Consider the following 18950-nt stretch of genomic DNA (forward strand, 5'->3'; position numbering starts at 1 on the left):
AAATGTAAAAATATTTGGAGTCGTGATGTTAAATAAATTATTGTCCTTATATTTACAAAGTTTAGTGACGACAACGATTTTAGTTGGGATCGCTTCTTGTATTTGGATTGGCTACCGTGCCCTTAAGAAGAAAGATAAAACAGCCAAGCAACGACAAGCCCATTTGTATGATATCCTCTTAATTGATATCATGACGATTCCTATTTTAACCTTTGCGGTCATAGGGATTTTGTTTATCTTTCAAGCACGATAATTGCAAAAAGACCGTGTTAGAATTATAATGGTTACAACAAAACAGAAAGAGGTTGAGTATGTTTGATACAGTGATTATTGGAGCAGGTCCTGCAGGGATGACTGCTGCCCTTTATGCAGCACGAAGCAATTTAAAAGTCGCATTAATTGAGAGAGGAATTCCAGGCGGTCAAATGAACAATACGTCTGACATTGAAAACTATCCTGGCTATGCGAATATTAGTGGCCCAGACTTGGCTGAAAAAATGTTTGAGCCTTTAGAAAATCTTGGCGTGGAACATTTATTTGGTCAGGTAGAACGCATCGAAGACCTCGGAGCAACCAAAAAGATTGTGACAGATGATGGGGAATTTGAAGCCAAAACTCTTGTGATTGCAACAGGATCTAACCACCGTTCATTGAATGTTCCTGGTGAAGCGGAGTTGAATAGCAGAGGTGTTTCTTATTGTGCTGTTTGTGATGGTGCCTTCTTTAGAGATGAAGATCTTCTAGTCGTTGGGGGTGGAGATTCAGCGGTTGAAGAAGCTGTCTTTTTAACCCAGTTTGCAAAAACAGTGACCATTGCCCATCGACGAGATGAGCTTCGTGCTCAAAAAGTTCTTCAAGATCGTGCCTTTGCCAATGATAAAATTCACTTTGCTTGGAATACGGTTGTTGAAGAAATTAAGGGTGAACAAAAAGTAACGTCTGTCCTTTTAAAAGATGTGAAGACAGGAGAGGTTAGAGAGCAAGCCTTCGGTGGTGTCTTTATCTATGTCGGTTTAGATCCTGTCAGTGATTTTGCGACAGAACTTGGTATTTTAGATGAAAATGGCTGGGTGGTCACGGATGATCATATGAGAACCACAGTCCCAGGTATTTTTGCGGTTGGCGATGTTCGTCAAAAAGATTTGCGTCAAGTGACGACAGCAGTCGGAGACGGTGCGATTGCTGGCCAAGAAGTTTATAAATATATCACAGAAAACTTTTAATCCAAAAAATCTGAGCTTCCTGTCTCAGATTTTTTTCATTCTTTCCTTTCAGTATTCAATAGGACTGAAATGTGCTATAATGGTACTAATTTTATGGTAGGAATTCATAGAACAAATCTATAAAAAAGAGGTATACATATGTATCCAGATGACAGTTTAACCTTGCATACTGATTTATACCAAATCAATATGATGCAGGTCTATTTTAATCAAGGTATCCACAATAAACATGCCGTATTTGAAGTCTATTTTCGTCAACAGCCTTTTAAAAACGGCTACGCAGTATTTGCTGGCTTAGAGAGAATTGTGAAATACTTGGAAAACTTGAGTTTTTCTGAGAGTGATATTGCCTATTTAGAGTCACTTGGTTATCATGGGGCCTTCTTGGAATATCTCCGTGATCTCAAGTTGGAATTGACGGTACGCTCGGCTCAAGAAGGAGACTTAGTCTTTGCGAATGAACCAATTGTTCAGGTAGAGGGCCCTCTGGCTCAGTGTCAATTGGTGGAAACAGCCCTTTTGAATATCGTCAACTTTCAAACCTTGATAGCCACAAAAGCTGCTCGTATTCGTTCAGTCATTGAAGATGAGCCTTTGATGGAATTTGGAACCCGTCGTGCGCAAGAAATGGATGCGGCCATTTGGGGCACTCGTGCGGCAGTCATCGGAGGGGCCAATGGGACTAGTAATGTTCGTGCAGGAAAACTCTTTGGAATCCCAGTTTTAGGAACTCATGCCCATTCTCTTGTACAGGTTTATGGAAATGACTACCAGGCCTTTAGGGCTTATGCGGAAACCCATAAAGATTGTGTCTTCCTCGTCGATACCTATGATACCCTTCGTATTGGGGTACCAGCAGCTATTCAGGTAGCACGTGAAATGGGAGATAAAATCAATTTCCTAGGCGTCCGGATTGACTCAGGAGATATTGCCTATATTTCTAAAAAGGTCCGCCAGCAATTAGATGAGGCTGGGTTTACAAATGCTAAAATCTACGCTTCTAATGACTTGGATGAAAATACCATCCTCAACTTAAAAATGCAAAAAGCAAAAATTGATGTTTGGGGTGTAGGAACCAAGTTAATTACAGCTTACGATCAACCAGCACTTGGAGCGGTATACAAAATTGTCTCTGTTGAAAACGAAGCAGGAGAGATGATCAATACTATCAAGCTTTCCAATAATGCAGAGAAAGTTTCTACTCCAGGTAAAAAGCAAGTCTGGCGGATTACGAGCCGTGAAAAAGGTAAGTCAGAAGGGGACTACATCACTTATGATGGAGTAGATGTTTCACATCTGACAGAACTTAAAATGTTCCATCCAACTTATACCTACATTAATAAAACAGTCCGAAACTTTGAGGCGATTCCTCTTTTAGTGGATATTTTTAAAGAGGGTCAATTGGTTTATCAACTGCCAACATTATCAGAAATTCAAGAATATGCTCGTAAAAATTACGATCAATTATGGGATGAATACAAGCGCGTCCTCAATCCACAGCATTACCCAGTTGACTTGGCCAAAGATATTTGGCAGGATAAGATGGACCTGATCGAGGAAATGCGTAACAAGGCCAATGGAGAAGGAGAAGCAAAATGAGTTTGCAAGAAGAGATTATCCAACAATTGGGTGTCAAGCCTAGCATTGATCCTCAGGAAGAGATTCGCCGCTCGGTTGATTTCTTAAAAAGATATCTAAAAAAACATCCCTTCTTGAAAACATTTGTATTAGGGATCTCAGGAGGGCAAGATTCAACTCTTGCTGGACGATTAGCTCAATTGGCCATGGAAGAAATGCGCGCAGAAACAGGAGATGCCTCCTATCAATTTATTGCCGTTCGTCTTCCTTATGGGGTACAGGCAGATGAAGCAGATGCACAAAAAGCATTGGCCTTTATCCAGCCGGATGTTAGCCTGGTTGTGAATATCAAGGAGTCTGCTGACGAAATGGTACGAGCAGTAGAAGCGACTGGAACAGAGGTTTCTGATTTTAACAAAGGCAATATTAAGGCTCGCAGTCGCATGATTGCTCAGTATGCTTTAGCAGGTGCGCGGAGTGGAGCCGTTATTGGGACGGACCATGCAGCGGAAAATATTACAGGTTTCTTCACAAAATTTGGAGATGGTGGTGCAGATATTTTACCCCTTTTCCGTTTGAACAAGCGCCAAGGAAAACAATTGCTTAAAGCCTTGGGAGCTGATCCTGCTCTCTATGAGAAAATCCCAACTGCAGATTTGGAAGAAGAAAAACCAGGAATAGCAGACGAAGTAGCGCTGGGTGTCACCTATAATGAAATCGATGATTACCTAGAAGGCAAACAAGTGAGCCCAGAAGCTCAAGCCACTATTGAAAAATGGTGGTACAAAGGCCAACACAAACGCCACCTGCCAATCACAGTATTTGATCATTTCTGGGAGTAAAAAGGTCCACTGGACCTTTTTAGCCCGAGTCTTAAAATAGGAAAACGAGACAGAAATCGGTAACTCGCAGAGTTCGATTTCGTAGTCTCACCATACAATATTGTGAAAAGCATCAAAAAGAAGGGCGATTTCATCCGTCCTTTTCTTCTAGATTAAAGTAACCAACTTGCAACGTTCAAGTTGCATGAAAAAATGAAGGGAGACAATCTATGAATCATCTTGGAAGTCTTGTCATAGAGACAGAGCATTTATACTTGAGGCCTTTCGTTTTGGAAGATGCACCAGCGATGTTTGAAAATTGGGCTTCGGATCCTGAAACCCTGAAATATGTCACTTGGGATGCCCATGCATCTACTGAGAGAACCAGAGAATCGATCAAAAGATGGATCGAACAGTATCGTAAACCAGATACTTATAAATGGGCGCTTTGTTTGAAAACATCACTGGATCAGGTAATTGGAGATATTAGTGTGGTTTCTCAAGACCAGGAAAGTCAATCATGCGAGCTAGGTTATATCCTTGGCAAGAAATTCTGGGGGCGGGGATTCATGACAGAAGCCGTCATAGCTGTTTTGGATTTCTTATTGAACAAAGTCGGATTTAAAGAAATCAAAGCCACTTATGTCAGTTTAAATCCTGCTTCAGGGAAAGTCATGGAAAAGGCAGGAATGCAGTATGTAGAAACCATCCCTCATGCCATTCAACGCAAAGGATATTGTGGGGATAAAATCATCTATTCTATACAGAATCCCTCTCTATAGGGTGATTTTTACTTGAAGATTCTGCTCAAAGGATTATAATAGTAAATAATGAAAAAAGGAGATTGCTATGTCAGAATTAACGAAAGAATTTACAGACCAGCTCTATGCTAATTATGAAGCAAATGTGAAATATGCGGCTCTTGAAAATGCTGTTACCCACAATGGGATCCATGCATCGCTTGAAACGCGCAAGAGTGCAGTAGAAAATACACCAGTTTTTTCACTTGATTTGACCAAGGATAAGGTGACAAACCAAAAAGCATCTGGACGTTGTTGGATGTTTGCGGCTTTAAATACCTTCCGTCACAAGATGATTTCAAGCTTCCAATTGGAGGATTTTGAATTGTCTCAAGCACATACTTTCTTTTGGGATAAGTATGAAAAATCAAACTGGTTTTTGGAGCAAGTGATTGCTACAGCAGATCAAGAATTGACCAGCCGTAAGGTGGCTTTTCTCCTACAAACCCCACAACAAGATGGTGGTCAATGGGATATGGTGGTATCCCTCTTTGAGAAATACGGAGTGGTTCCAAAATCAGTTTATCCGGAATCGATTTCTTCAAGTAATAGCCGGGAATTGAACACCTACCTCAATAAACTCTTGCGTCAAGATGCGCAAATCTTGCGTGACTTGATTCACTCAGGCGCAGATAGTGAGGCAGTTGCGAGCAAGAAACAAGCGTTGTTGCAAGAAATCTTTAACTTCTTGGCTATGTCTTTAGGATTGCCTCCGCGTGAATTTGACTTTTCATACCGTGATAAGGACAACCAATTCCATACCGAAAGTGGCTTAACTCCACAAAGCTTCTACAAAAAATATGTAGACCTTCAATTAGACGATTACGTCTCCATTATCAATGCCCCAACTACAGATAAGCCATATGGAAAATCTTACACCGTAGATATGCTGGGCAATGTGGTTGGTAGCCGTCCAGTCCGCTACCTAAATGTTCCAATGGATCGATTGAAAGAATTAGCTATTGCTCAAATGAAAGCAGGAGAAACTGTCTGGTTTGGTTCAGATGTAGGCCAAGTCAGCAACCGTAAAGCCGGAATCCTGGCAACAGATGTCTACGATTTTGAAGCAGGCATGGACATTCATTTGACACAAGACAAGGCGGGTCGCTTGGACTATGCAGAAAGTCTCATGACACACGCTATGGTCTTGACAGGGGTTGATTTAGACGAAGCAGGTCAGCCTCGTAAATGGAAGGTTGAAAATTCATGGGGAGACAAGGTCGGTACAGATGGTTACTTTGTGGCTTCTGATGCTTGGATGGATGAATATACCTATCAAATCGTGGTTCGTAAAGAATTCCTAACAGCAGACGAATTAGCAGCCTATGAAGCAGAACCAATTGTCCTAGCACCGTGGGATCCAATGGGAGCTTTAGCAAAATAATGATATAGAAAAGAGCCGAAAGGCTCTTTTCAGATTGAAGACAAAATATCTTAAAAACTTTCCTTAGGTGAGTACGGACGTCAGCGAACTTCTTTAAAGTTCCATGACTAATTATTGAGTCTAAGGTCTCAATAATTCCGAGTGCCTGAAACAATAACGTTTCAAGCACTTTTCTCACAGCGGAAAGTTTCAGTATTTTCTTAAATCGATTTAAATATTGGAACTCAATTTTGTTTTTTGCAGAATCACTTAACTTATTTTGCTTTAAAATAGTTTGTCTACATTCTAATAAGAGCCGAAAGGCTCTTTTTTTTATATACTCAAAAATAAAAAAGCTGGGAAGTCTAACTAAATAAATCAGATTTTATTCGTTCTGGTTTTTTAACCATTGTTTTAAAAAAAGCCGGGCAAAAGCCCGACTTCTCCATTCTATTATTCGTTATGATTGTTAGAGTCTTGCGAAGAAGGCTCAGATGGTTTAGATTGATTTTCTTCGTTCGAAGAGCTAGACGATGGTTCTTCATACGAATACTGATCAGTGGAATAACTTGGCTCATAGTAGTAGTTATTGTAGTTGTTCTTACCATTGTTTAAGTAGAGATAAGAACCACTTCGATACAGTCCACTTGGTTGCGTCCAATCCGTATGACCAGAGTTATTATTATTAGCAAGATAGAGCATCATTTGACGGTAGACATCCGTTGCGACCTGTATTCCATTATCCAATACTGGTGTAAAGCGATTGGAATAACCTGTCCATACTGCCATGGCATATTCAGGAGTGTAGCCTACAAACAATTCATCCGGTGTTACAATATTTGAATAAGCATTTTTTGTCAATTTACCGATTTCGTCATCAGCATAGTTTGATGTACCTGTCTTACCAGCTTGGTAGATTCCCGAAATGGCAGCATTTGTACCGGTACCAGACAAGAGAACTGTCTTCATCATATCTGTCATCATGTAGGCAGTTGTTGCTTTCATTGCACGAGTTCCTTCGGACTCAAATTCCTTGGTTGTGCCATCACTAAAGACAACCCGACTAACATAGGATGGTTTGTAATAGGTACCGCCATTGGCAAAAGCAGCATAGGCAGCTGCCATTTTCTCACTGCTGGCTCCGTATTTGTTGCTAGAATCGCTAGTGTTACTCGAGATAGCGTTGGCGTAAACCATTTCTGGGTAATCGATCCCTAATCCATTGAGGAATTTCTTAGCTTGTTTAAGACCAACTTTTTCCAGGGCCTTCACCGCAGGCACGTTACGAGATTGTTGAATTGCGTAGGTAATGGACATGCTACCATAGTATGAACGGTCCCAGTTGTAGACAGGCGTTGATGAATGAGGGAAGTTGTATGGCGCATCTGTTGTAGTAGCTGCTGTAGAGGTATATTCCTCATGTTCAAGAGCTGGTGCGTAATCTGTGATTGGTTTCATTGTTGAACCCCAGTCACGGTTCGTTTCAACCGCTTGGTTTGTACCAAAGGAAACATTGCTGGATTGGTGACGAGAACCCAGCTGAGCAATGACTTTACCAGTATTGACATCAATAACGGTAGAAGCTACTTGCATTTCATCATCCGGGTAATTGACATATTCATCTGTATTGTAGATATCCCATAGTTTCTTTTGAGCTTCTGTATCCACGTTTGTATAGACATCCATTCCGGTTGTCAACAAATTGTAGCCCGTTTCTTCTTCGACCTGCTCGATCACTTCTTTTAGGTAATTATCCATATAGGCTGGGTAACTGCTTGAAGAACTGAGACTTTGCAGACCATCTGTAACAGGTGTATTGACCGCTGCTTCGTATTGTTTGTTAGAAATGGTCTTCATATCGAGCATTTCTTTTAATACTAAGTTTCGGCGCTGTTGCGCTGCTTCAGGATGGGAGTATGGATCGTATTGGTTTGGTGCTTGGGGCATCCCCGCAAGGAGTGCCAATTGAGGGAGCGAAAGATCTTTTAGATCTTTTCCGTAATAACTTTTCGCAGCTGTCTGCATTCCGTAGTTCCCATTCGCCATAAATACTTTATTGACGTAATAGGTCAAGATTTCTTGTTTGGTTGCTTTCTTTTCTAGTTGGGTTGCTAACCAAGCTTCTTGGATCTTACGAGAGAGGGTACGGTCAGAGGCTGAAGTGGAGAAATAGGTTAACTTGATCAATTGTTGCGTCAAGGTTGACCCACCTTGACTTCCTCCTCGTAAGTTGTGAAGGAAGGAACCGCCGATCCGAATGATGTCGACCCCACGGTGATTGAAGAAACGGTGGTCTTCAATCGCAACGATAGCGTTAACCAAATCGGTAGGGATTTGGTCTGTTGAGACGTTGATTCGTTTCTCAGCACCCAAATCTGCAATCAAGTTATTTTGATTGTCATAAATCTTACTAGATGTTGTGGCAACCAAATCTTTTTCAGACAAGGTTGGTGCTTTCATGGCATAATAACCAAAGATTAGTCCACCAAGGACAAATAAAAGTAAGAAAAATGAAATGGCTGCGATAGCAACATATTTCAACCATTGAATGACTGTTTGTTTATTCATTTAAATACCGCCTAGAAGTTTCTGTTCGATAATATCAAGATAAGGAACGCTTGGAAGTCGATTCTTATCCACTAAAAAGCCGTGCTCCTGAATGTAGGAGAGGGGCATGGATTTACTACCATGATCGATGTTGTAATAGTGTATTAATGCAGGAGCAGGAAGCAAGTAGGTTTCACTCAACTTTGCAAAATGCAAGAGAACGAAACAGATACCACCTTGTTGGACAACCGCTTCCATATGATCGATCTGATGTTGATGAAAATTTTTCATCGGCATAGACTGCTTTTGCTGCGTTTCCTTCGCTTCAAAATCGATATAGCGCCCCTTGTATACTCCAGAATAGTCCGTAGTTGAGGCTTGTCTAAAATAGGCTTCAACAATCTTTGCGCGACTACGATGTGGATAATCTACTTTCACGATTTGAATGGGGGTCGGTTTCTTATGAATGACCGCTAGCCCTCGTGAAAGATAGTATTGATTACTTTCGTTGATCATTTTTTCAAATGACATCCCTCGATTCGCAAAATCGACTGGACCTTTTCTTTGAGTAGAGACCAAGGTTTTTTTAGCTACTTTATGTGGATAGTTGACCATAGTTCTCCTTATTGGTACAATTACATCACTCTATTATATCATAAATTAGAATAATGAGGAAAAAATGAATACCATACTTGTTGCAGGCTATAAGAGCTTTGATCTGGGAGTCTTTTCCAACAAAGATCCCCGTTTAACGATTATTAAAAAAGCTATTGAAAGAGATCTTCGGCGTTTATTTGAAGAAGGTGTCAACTGGCTAGTTTTTTTAGGAAATTTGGGATTTGAGGCTTGGGTATTAGAAGTTGCCTTTGAATTAAAAAAGGATTACGATTTTCAAATGGCGACGATCTTTTTATTTGAGAACGTCGGCGAAAATTGGAATGAAGCCAATCAGGAAATGTTGGCGCGCTTCAAACAGGTGGATTTTGTAAAATATGCCTATCCTCACTATACCAATCCCAGTCAATTAAGGGAATACAATCAGTTCTTGTTAGAAAATGTAGATGGGGCTTATATTTTTTACGATCCAGAAAACGAAACCAATTTAAAACATCTTTACAGAATGATGCTAGAAAAAGAGTCCTTTTATGTCAAAAAATTAAGTTTTGATGACTTAAATGATCTTGCCGAAAATTTTTACGAAAACTAAGTGTTATACCTTGCTTTTTCTAACCATTTTTTTATATAATTGAGATGATGAACTAGATTGGAGAGAGTAATGGCAAGTATTATTTTTACTGCGAAAGATATTTTTGATCAAGATTTTAAAAAAGAAGTTCGCGGATTTAGTAAGGTTGAGGTAAACGAATTTTTAGATGATGTTATAAAAGATTATGAAACCTATGCTGCTTTGGTAAAGGAGTTGCGTGAAGAAAACGCCCGCCTTCGTGAAGAACTCGCTAAAAAAGCTCAGGAAACACCGCAAGCGTCTTCGCTTGTTAGCGACGCTACGCAGGAATTTCCACAAGTGACAACAGCGACTAATTTTGACATTCTTAAACGACTCAATCGTTTGGAAAAAGAAGTGTTTGGGAAACAAATCGTAGATCGAGATTACTAATCTTAAAGTTCGTGCAATTTTTGGATAATCGCGTGAGAGGATGCTCTCATGAGGAAAGTCCATGCTAGCACAGGCTGTGATGCCTGTAGTGTTTGTGCTAGGTGAATCCATAAGCCTAGGGACTTGAAAGTCAAGTTACGGCGAGTGAAGGAGCTAAGTCTTCGGATAGGCTCTAGTAACTCTGAAAGTGCCACAGTGACGTAGTTTTTAGGGAAACCTAAAAAGTGGAACGCGGTAAACCCCTCAAGCTAGCAACCCAAACTTTGGTCGGGGCATGGAATACGTGGAAACGAACATAGTATTCTGACTGGAAACAGTAGACAGATGATTATCGAAGGAAATGGTACCTAGTCATTTCTGGAACAAAACATGGCTTATAGAAAATTGCATATAGGTTGGTGAGGTGGAGAGAGATCTCAACCTCCTTTTTTAAAATGATAGGAATAAGATGAAAAAACAATTTGAATTGATTGCAACGGCTGCTGCTGGCCTAGAGGCAGTTGTTGGTCGAGAACTTCGAAATCTTGGTTTTGATTGCCAGGTTGAAAATGGACGAGTTCGTTTTCAGGGAGATGTTCGTGCGATCATCGAAACCAATCTTTGGCTCCGTGCAGCTGATAGAGTAAAAATAGTCGTTGGAAGTTTTCCTGCCAAAACCTTTGAAGAGCTTTTTCAAGGTGTCTTTGCTTTGGATTGGGAAAATTATTTGCCTTTAGGTGCTCGCTTCCCTATTTCAAAGGCTAAATGTGTTAAATCAAAGTTGCATAATGAACCCAGCGTTCAGGCAATTTCGAAAAAAGCAGTTGTTAAAAAGTTACAAAAACACTATGCTCGACCAGAAGGAGTTCCCTTGATGGAAAATGGGGCAGAGTTTAAGATTGAAGTAGCGATTCTCAAAGATCAAGCTACCGTGTTAATCGATACTACTGGCAGTAGCCTTTTCAAGCGTGGCTATCGGACCGAAAAAGGTGGAGCACCCATCAAGGAAAATATGGCTGCAGCAATCCTTCAGTTGTCCAACTGGTATCCTGATAAACCTTTGATTGATCCAACATGTGGTTCTGGTACATTTTGTATTGAGGCCGCGATGATGGCACGCAACATGGCGCCTGGTTTAAGGCGATCCTTCTCTTTTGAAGAATGGAATTGGGTCGACGATCGTCTGATTCAAGAAATTCGTACAGAAGCTAGTAAAAAAATCAATAGAGACCTAGTTTTGGATATCATGGGAACAGATATCGATGCTCGGATGGTTGAAATTGCCAAAGAAAATGCTCAAAAAGCGGGCGTTAGCAAGGATATCACCTTTAAACAAATGCGGGTTCAAGATCTTCGTTCGGATAAGATCAATGGGGTCATTATTTCCAACCCTCCATATGGGGAGCGCTTATCAGATGATGAAGGTGTGACTAAGTTGTATGCGGAAATGGGTCAAGTGTTTGCTCCTCTCAAAACCTGGAGCAAGTTTATTCTAACCAGTGATGAAGGTTTTGAATCTAAGTACGGCAGTAAAGCAGATAAAAAACGAAAACTTTATAATGGCACCCTAAAAGTTGATCTCTATCAATATTTTGGGGAACGTGTAAAACGGCAGATTACTACATAGAAAGGATTTTTATGACAGAGAAAGACAAGAAACTATTGGAGCAAGAAACGGAATCCATTTTGGATTTTGAAGATGCCAAGGAGATGACGATCGGACAGGCCAATCGAAAAGCCGAGGAGATTGAGGCAGGTGTAACTGAAGGTGACAATGTCTTAGACAAATACATCAAGCAACACCGAGCAGAAATTGAAGCGGAAAAATACGATACAAAGATCTTAGCTAAGGAAGAATTGGCTAAGGCAGAAGAATTGGCGACTGCTGGAGCATCTGTGGAATCAGTAGAAGCTACGGAAGTAAAGGAAACGGTCTTGGAGCAGAAAACTGGAAAGGATGCCATCTCAACGGAATTACCAGCTAAGATTAAATTTGGTCCAACCCCAACCGAATCGATCGTAGAATCGGAGGACCTTCCTGAGGAAACTCCATCCAATGCTGGTAAACGAATCAAAACAGTTCTCTATTCTGCCTTAGGTCTTGCGATTGTAGGATCGGCTGTTTTTGTGACCTATAACTGGATGCATAGTCGTGGAACATCTGGTGGTACAACGGTCGTATCATCTTCTTCTAGTAAATCCTCCTCAAGTTCAAAATCAAGTAGCAGTGAGACGCAAACACAAGCCCAAAAATTAGAAGAGTTCACCAAAGCCTACGATGCCTTTTTCGTAGACGAATCAAAAAGTGCTCTGAAAAATGATAAATTTGGAGACTTGGAAAATCTCAAGAAATTGTTGGACAAACTAGAAGGAAGTAGCGATTACGAAGCCTCTAAAACGAAATATGAAGACCTAGTGAAGCAAGTTTCTGCCATTCAAAAGGTCAATTCACAATTTAGTTCACCAGTGATTAAAGATGGGGTTCTTGATGCAACTGCCAAAGCAAAAAGTGATGCTACTTTTGCTGAAACAAAGACTGGCAATGAGAAACTGGATAGCTTGCTGAATGATGCGGTTGCCCAAGGGCGTTCCCAACAAGTTGCGACGCCGGCACCTGTGACAGGAACTGGTGGTACAGATACCACTAACACAGTTGTAGCCCCTGCTCAACCAGTAGCTCCAACTGCTCCGACTACCCCAGCAGCAGGCTCTGCTACAGGTGTTGCAGGAGTTGCAAGTCCAGGCTATTCAGGATATGGTCTATCTAGTGATGGGGTCCCACTACAGCGAAATCTGAGCCGTGTGCCATACAACCAAGCTGCTATCAATGATGTGAATAACCCGGCTTGGGTATTTGGTGATGGTATTCTTGAAAAAGTATTGAACATTGCCCGTCAACGTGGACACATTACGGGAAATCAATACATCCTAGAGCGTGTAAATATCATAAATGGAAACGGTTATTACAACCTCTTCAAACCAGACGGAACTTATCTCTTTAGTATTAATGCCAAGACAGGTTATTTCGTTGGGAACGGGAAAGGACATTCAGACGCTTTGGATTATTAATGACAGAGTTGTTTTCTGAAGAAGTTTATAAAAAATAAAGGATGAACCAATCGGTTCATCCTTTTAGTATTAAACAAGATGACGTTCAAACGGATCGTCCGAAATTCCTTGATCTAGAATCAAGCGACACCATTCTTTGGCTGAGAAGAGGCTGTGATCCTTGTAATTTCCGCAAGACTCAATGGTTGTGCCTGGGACATCCTCCCAAGTGCTGATAGAAGCAATTTCTTCTAGAGAATCTTTAATCACTTTAGCAATTTCCGTACTTGAATGCTGTCCCCACATGATCATATGAAAACCGGTGCGACATCCAAATGGGGAACAATCAATCATTCCATCGATGCGTTTGCGAATAAGCATTGCAAGAAGGTGCTCGATGGTGTGGAGCCCTGCCGTTGGAATCGCATTTTCATTGGGTTGCACCAGGCGAATATCAAAGTTAGAGATGATATCTCCTTTGGGTCCAGTTTCCTCACCAATCAAGCGTACATAGGGAGCCTTTACAGCTGTGTGGTCCAATTCAAAACTTTCAACAATTACTTCTTTTGTCATACTCAAATCCTTCTTTGTTTTTCTTGATTATAGCATAAAAAAGCAGATTCAACAAAGTGGAAATTAATGAATATCTCACAGATGTTCCATGAAAGAAAAGTCGATAAAAGAACAAACGTTAAGCAAAAATATAAAAGGTTTTTCCTGTTTTTTTAGATTGTTAATTTTAGTAATTTATGGTAAAATGTAAAAGAATTTTTAATTCAACTAATTAAATAGATTTGGGGTAAAAGCATGAATTTGTTTATTACAGGTGTTTTTGCCGCGGTCATTGGTTTAGTCATTGGATATGTGGGAACTGCTCTTAAAATGAAAGCTTCAAAAGAAGCTGCGGAACTCACCCTTTTGAATGCTGAACAAGAAGCAACGAATTTACGTGGACAGGCAGAACGTGAAGCCGATTTGATTTTAAAAGAGGCGAAGCATGAGTCAAGTTCACTTAAAAAAGAAGCACTTTTGGAGGCAAAGGAAGAAGCCAGAAAATATCGTGAAGAGGTCGATGCTGAGTTTAAGTCAGAACGACAAGAATTGAAGCAATTAGAAAGCCGTTTGGCAGAACGTGCTAGCAATCTTGATCGCAAAGACGACATTTTAACAAGCAAAGAACAGTCTCTTGAACACAAAGAGCAAAGTCTTACAGATAGAACTAAACACATTGATACGCGTGAACAACAGCTGGAAGAGCTTGAACACAAGAAAGTAGAAGAACTGGAACGTGTCGCTGCTCTAAGTCAAGGAGAAGCGCGTGACATTATTTTGAATCAGACGGAAGAGCAACTTTCAAAAGAAATTGCCTCACGGATTCGTGATGCTGAATTGGAAGTGAAAGAACGTTCTGATAAAATCGCAAAAGACATTCTCGTGCAAGCTATGCAGCGAATGGCGGGTGATTTTGTTGCTGAGCAAACAAACTCAACGGTTCATTTGCCGGACGATAGTATGAAGGGTCGGATTATCGGTCGTGAAGGGCGCAATATTCGTACCTTTGAGAGCTTGACAGGTGTCGATGTGATTATTGATGATACGCCTGAAGTGGTGACCTTGTCAGGGTTTGATCCAATTCGTCGTGAAATCGCCCGCATGACAATGGAGAGCCTTCTCAAAGATGGTCGGATCCATCCAGCCCGTATCGAAGAACTGGTTGAGAAGAACCGTCAGGAAATTGACAATCGTATTCGTGAATACGGTGAGGCAGCTGCCTATGAAATTGGTGCGCCAAACCTCCATCCAGATTTGATGAAAATCATGGGACGGTTGCAATTCCGTACTTCTTATGGTCAAAACGTTTTGCGTCACTCCATTGAAGTTGCCAAACTTTCTGGTATTATTGCCAGCGAGTTGGGTGAAAATGCTACCTTGGCACGACGGGCTGGTTTCTTGCACGATATCGGGAAAGCGATTGACCGTGAGGTGGAAGGAAGTCACGTCGAGATTGGAACTGAATTGGCACGGAAGTACAAGGAACACCCAGTGGTGGTCAATACCATTGCCAGTCACCATGGTGACGTGGAACCAGAAAGTGTCATCGCAGTCATTGTCGCTGCAGCGGATGCCTTGAGTGCAGCTCGGCCTGGAGCACGAAGTGAGTCACTTGAAAGCTACATCAAACGCTTGCAAGATCTTGAAGAAATTGCAAATAGTTTTGAAGGAGTTAAGACAAGTTTCGCCCTTCAAGCGGGTCGTGAAATCCGTATTATGGTTAGCCCTGAGGCAATCAAGGATGATAAAGTGACGATCTTGGCTCATGATATTCGTGAGAAGATCGAGTCCAATCTTGAATATCCTGGAAACATTAAGGTTACCGTTATTCGAGAATTGCGTGCAGTCGATTACGCAAAATAAACAAAAAGCTTGAGATCTAGCATCTCAAGCTTTTTGAATGAAAAAATCAGTTGAAAATTAGGCCGATTTTTGTTACACTAGATAGAAAGACATTGAAGGAGAAATCATGGCGGATCGTGGCTTATTAATCGTATTTTCTGGCCCTTCGGGGGTTGGAAAAGGAACGGTCAGACGAGAAATTTTTGAAAACTCGGACAATCAGTTTCAGTATTCTGTATCGATGACGACGCGTGCACAACGTCCAGGTGAAGTGGATGGTGTCGACTATTTTTTCCGTACACGTGAAGAATTTGAAGATTTGATCCGTCAAGGGCAAATGTTGGAGTACGCTGAGTACGTTGGAAATTACTATGGGACTCCTTTAACCTATGTGAATGAAACCTTGGACAAGGGAATCGATGTATTCCTTGAAATTGAAGTTCAGGGTGCCCTTCAAGTAAAGAAGAAAGTTCCAGATGCAGTTTTTATTTTCTTAACTCCGCCTGATTTGGATGAATTGCAAGATCGATTAGTGGGTCGCGGGACAGATAGTGCAGAAGTTATTGCGCAACGGATTGAAAAAGCAAAAGAAGAAATCGCCATGATGCGTGAATATGACTACGCCATTGTGAACGATGAAGTTCCTCTTGCTGCTGAGCGTGTCAAACGTGTGATCGAAGCAGAGCATTTCCGTGTAGACCGTGTCATTGGCCATTATCTGGATATGTTACCAAAAACACAAACTATTGTGAAGAGATAAATAATTAGAAATTAGGTATAGGAATATGATGTTAAAACCTTCTATTGATACATTGCTTGACAAAGTACCATCAAAATATTCATTGGTCATTCTTGAGGCAAAACGGGCCCACGAATTGGAAAGTGGTGCAGTACCAACTCAAGAATTCCAATCAGTTAAATCAACATTACAAGCGCTTGAAGAAATCGAGTCTGGAAACGTAGTTGTTCACCCGGATCCAGAAGCAAAACGTGAAGCGCTTCGTCGTCGGATTGAAGCAGAGCGGATTCGCAAAGAAGAAGAAGAGCGCAAAATTAAGGAACAAATTGCCAAAGAAAAAGAAGATGGTGAAAAAATTTAAGGTTGGGGCTTCTCAATCTTATTTTTTGCTATTTAAAGGGTTCCGTGATAAAGTAAAGCTCATATGATAGAGGCTGGAGGTGAAAAAGTGATAGCAAAAGTCATCGTAGATGTCCCATTGATGCAGACAGATAAACCCTATTCTTATCAGATCCCATCAGAATTTGAGGATATGGTGGAGGCAGGTATGCGAGTTCATGTCCCCTTTGGTAAAGGGAATCGCCTCATTCAAGGGATTGTGGTAGATGTTTTAGAAGAGGCAGACACAAGCGAGGAATTAAAAGCGATTGTGGAGGTCTTGGATTACACTCCGGTCTTAAATCAAGAACAGTTCTGGTTGGCGGATCAATTACGAAAAAGTGTTTTTTCTTATAAGATCACGATTTTAAAAACCATGCTTCCTTCTCTCCTCAATTCGAGTTATGATAAGATTTTGTATCCTCAACCTTCTTTAGATCCCACTCTCAAAGTGAAACTTTTTGGTGAAAAAAATGAAGTTTCTTTTTCTTCTCTAGATGCGGCCGATCAAGCCCAAGTGATGCGGTTGGTCAGAAAAGGAGATTTGGTACTTGAATACAAGGCCAAGGATAAGAAACAAGTTAAAACAGAAAAATGGTATCGCGTTAACCAGGAAGGATTAAAAGAACTTCAACCATTAGCGAGAGCTAAAAAAAGGCTAGCATTGAAAGAGCGCCTGTTACTAGAGCAAGGGGAGCAACCCTTAGCAGGATTGTATCAGGATTTTTCACGAGAAGTAGTGGCTTATTTTATTGATCAGGGTGCTTTAGAAATAACAGAACGAGAAGTGAATCGGGCGGCTGCATATTATGAAGGCAAAGAACAGACCCAGGCTCTGCTTTTAAATTCAGAGCAAGCAAAAGCTGTCGAAACAGTAGTTTCTCAAATTGGGAAAACATCAAAGCCTTTTTTATTAGAAGGTGTGACTGGAAGTGGGAAAACAGAAGTTTATCTGCAGATTATTCAGGAAGTTCTAAATAAGGGGAAAACGGCTATTATGTTGGTCCCTGAAATTTCCCTGACACCACAGATGACAGACCGTTTTATCTCGCGTTTTGGTCAGGAAGTAGCCATTCTACACTCGGGTTTATCAAATGGTGAGAAGTATGATCAATGGCGAAAAGTTGAACGTGGGGAGGCCAAGGTAGTCGTTGGAGCGCGCTCAGCCATCTTTGCTCCTTTAAAAAACATCGGAGCTATCATCATTGATGAGGAGCACGAGGCTTCCTACAAACAAGATAGTAATCCACGCTACCACGCAAGGGAAGTCGCAGTCCTAAGGGCTCAGTACAATCAAGCAGTCTTGCTTCTTGGATCTGCTACACCAAGTTTAGAATCGCGGGCTCGTGCAACAAAAGGGGTTTATGAATTAATTCGTCTCACCCAGCGGGCCAATCCGGCAGCCAAAATTCCAGAAGTTAAAGTCGTTGATTTTCGTGATTATATTGGCCAAAATGAAGCTGGTAACTTCACTCCGGTTCTAGTGGAAGCTATTGCTGATCGCTTGCAGAAAAAAGAGCAGGTTGTCTTGATGTTGAACCGCCGTGGTTATTCCAGTTTTGTCATGTGTCGCGAGTGTGGAACTGTAGATACTTGTCCCAATTGTGACATCTCTTTGACCCTCCACATGGATACTAAAACCATGAACTGTCATTATTGTGGCTATAGTAAAGCGATTCCTCGACACTGTCCAAATTGCCAAAGTCCTTCCATTCGTTATTACGGGACAGGAACACAAAAAGCTTATGATGAATTACAAGAGATCTTTCCTGAAGCTAAAATTCTGCGAATGGATGTGGATACCACTCGAAAAAAGGGGAGCCACGCAGCGATATTAGATGCTTTTGGGAATGGAGAAGCGGATATTTTGTTAGGGACGCAAATGATTGCGAAGGGATTGGATTTTCCAAATGTGACGTTAGTGGGTGTCTTGAATGCGGATACTTCTTTAAATTTACCGGATTATCGATCCTCTGAGAGAACCTTTCAACTCTTGACTCAGGTGGCAGGAAGGGCCGGACGAGCAGAGAAAGAAGGAGAGGTTATCATTCAAAGCTACAACCCCAATCATTATGCGATTCGATTTGCCAAAGACCAAGATTATGAAGGTTTTTTTGCCTATGAAATGCAGATTCGCCGGCAGTTAGGCTATACGCCTTATTACTTCACAGTTGGGCTAACCCTATCTCATAAGAGTGAGGAAATGGTGAAGGAGAAGTCACATCAGGTCATGGAAATTCTCCGATCTGGCTTATCTGATCAGGTCCAAATCTTAGGACCAACACCTAAACCAATTGCACGCACACATAATTTGTATCATTATCAAATCATTGTGAAATATCGTTTCGAAGAAGGCATGACTCAGGTCTTGAATCAAATCTTAGAATTTACACAAGAAAGAGGCAACCAAGATCTACGTGTCAGTATTGATAATGAACCTCAAAGTTTTATGTAAGGAAGAA

17 protein-coding genes and 1 other RNA gene are annotated in these 18950 nt (G+C 41.1%); 15 read left to right on the plus strand and 3 right to left on the minus strand.

From position 1 onward, the window contains the following. Positions 1–25: 25 nt before the first annotated feature. The 6 genes from HMPREF9186_RS08735 to pepC all read left to right on the plus strand — a co-directional run bounded on the left by HMPREF9186_RS08735 (position 26) and on the right by pepC (position 5806). Positions 26–253, plus strand: a complete 228-nt coding sequence (locus tag HMPREF9186_RS08735; RefSeq protein WP_003003995.1) for a DUF4059 family protein — start codon at positions 26–28, stop codon at positions 251–253. A 58-nt stretch (positions 254–311) separates the two neighbouring features. Then, positions 312–1223, plus strand: a complete 912-nt coding sequence (gene trxB, locus HMPREF9186_RS08740; protein WP_009732323.1) for a thioredoxin-disulfide reductase — start codon at positions 312–314, stop codon at positions 1221–1223. Between the two features lie 138 nt (positions 1224–1361). Then, entirely contained in the window at positions 1362–2822 is a 1461-nt protein-coding gene (locus HMPREF9186_RS08745) for a nicotinate phosphoribosyltransferase (RefSeq protein ID WP_009732324.1), read from the plus strand. Then, the gene (gene nadE, locus HMPREF9186_RS08750) at positions 2819–3643 is read left to right on the plus strand and encodes an ammonia-dependent NAD(+) synthetase (RefSeq protein ID WP_003010362.1); all 825 of its coding nucleotides are present in this window, start codon (positions 2819–2821) and stop codon (positions 3641–3643) included. Before HMPREF9186_RS08745 ends, nadE begins: the two co-directional genes overlap by 4 nt. 209 nt (positions 3644–3852) lie before the next feature. Beyond that, the gene (locus HMPREF9186_RS08755) at positions 3853–4404 is read left to right on the plus strand and encodes a GNAT family N-acetyltransferase (RefSeq protein ID WP_009732325.1); all 552 of its coding nucleotides are present in this window, start codon (positions 3853–3855) and stop codon (positions 4402–4404) included. Between the two features lie 67 nt (positions 4405–4471). Beyond that, on the plus strand, positions 4472–5806 hold the full coding sequence (gene pepC / locus HMPREF9186_RS08760; RefSeq protein WP_009732326.1) for an aminopeptidase C: 1335 nt from the start codon (positions 4472–4474) through the stop codon (positions 5804–5806). Positions 5807–6238: 432 nt separating this feature from the next. Here the strand turns inward: pepC and pbp1a are convergent, their stop codons facing one another. Then, positions 6239–8353, minus strand: coding sequence for a penicillin-binding protein PBP1A (gene pbp1a, locus HMPREF9186_RS08765; protein ID WP_009732327.1), 2115 nt, complete (start codon positions 8351–8353; stop codon positions 6239–6241). Continuing rightward, positions 8354–8947, minus strand: a complete 594-nt coding sequence (recU, locus tag HMPREF9186_RS08770; RefSeq protein WP_009732328.1) for a Holliday junction resolvase RecU — start codon at positions 8945–8947, stop codon at positions 8354–8356. Positions 8948–9011: 64 nt separating this feature from the next. On the opposite strand from recU, the gene HMPREF9186_RS08775 reads away from it, so the two are divergent. From HMPREF9186_RS08775 to HMPREF9186_RS08790, 5 genes are all read left to right on the plus strand, one after another. After that, positions 9012–9539 (plus strand): DUF1273 domain-containing protein, encoded by a 528-nt coding sequence (locus HMPREF9186_RS08775; RefSeq protein ID WP_009732329.1) that lies wholly within the window; start codon positions 9012–9014, stop codon positions 9537–9539. A 69-nt stretch (positions 9540–9608) separates the two neighbouring features. Next, positions 9609–9950 carry a cell division regulator GpsB gene (gpsB, locus tag HMPREF9186_RS08780; protein ID WP_009732330.1) on the plus strand — a complete coding sequence of 114 codons (342 nt, stop codon included), beginning with the start codon at positions 9609–9611 and terminating at the stop codon, positions 9948–9950. Between the two features lie 16 nt (positions 9951–9966). Continuing rightward, positions 9967–10332, plus strand: an RNA gene (rnpB, locus tag HMPREF9186_RS11240) — RNase P RNA component class B. Positions 10333–10398: 66 nt separating this feature from the next. After that, positions 10399–11556 (plus strand): THUMP domain-containing class I SAM-dependent RNA methyltransferase, encoded by a 1158-nt coding sequence (locus HMPREF9186_RS08785; protein ID WP_009732331.1) that lies wholly within the window; start codon positions 10399–10401, stop codon positions 11554–11556. A gap of 11 nt (positions 11557–11567) precedes the next feature. Next, a complete protein-coding gene (locus tag HMPREF9186_RS08790) occupies positions 11568–12998 on the plus strand; it encodes a cell division site-positioning protein MapZ family protein (protein ID WP_009732332.1) in 1431 nt (476 codons plus the stop codon). 69 nt (positions 12999–13067) lie between these two features. Here HMPREF9186_RS08790 and HMPREF9186_RS08795 read toward each other — a convergent pair whose 3' ends face one another. Beyond that, entirely contained in the window at positions 13068–13550 is a 483-nt protein-coding gene (locus HMPREF9186_RS08795) for an S-ribosylhomocysteine lyase (protein WP_009732333.1), read from the minus strand. A gap of 234 nt (positions 13551–13784) precedes the next feature. Between HMPREF9186_RS08795 and HMPREF9186_RS08800 the strand changes: the two genes are divergently transcribed. The 4 genes from HMPREF9186_RS08800 (at position 13785) to HMPREF9186_RS08815 (ending at position 18943) form a co-directional block, all read left to right on the plus strand. Further along, the gene (locus HMPREF9186_RS08800; RefSeq protein WP_009732334.1) at positions 13785–15392 is read left to right on the plus strand and encodes a ribonuclease Y; all 1608 of its coding nucleotides are present in this window, start codon (positions 13785–13787) and stop codon (positions 15390–15392) included. 106 nt (positions 15393–15498) lie between these two features. Then, a complete protein-coding gene (gmk, locus tag HMPREF9186_RS08805) occupies positions 15499–16131 on the plus strand; it encodes a guanylate kinase (protein WP_003003905.1) in 633 nt (210 codons plus the stop codon). 25 nt (positions 16132–16156) lie between these two features. Further along, a complete protein-coding gene (rpoZ, locus tag HMPREF9186_RS08810; protein WP_003010339.1) occupies positions 16157–16471 on the plus strand; it encodes a DNA-directed RNA polymerase subunit omega in 315 nt (104 codons plus the stop codon). Between the two features lie 63 nt (positions 16472–16534). Beyond that, positions 16535–18943: a primosomal protein N' gene (locus HMPREF9186_RS08815; RefSeq protein ID WP_037614163.1), complete on the plus strand. Its 2409-nt coding sequence runs from the start codon at positions 16535–16537 to the stop codon at positions 18941–18943. The last annotated feature ends 7 nt before the right edge of the window (positions 18944–18950 follow it).

It is taken from the genome of Streptococcus sp. F0442, from assembly GCF_000314795.2.
GTDB lineage: Bacteria > Bacillota > Bacilli > Lactobacillales > Streptococcaceae > Streptococcus.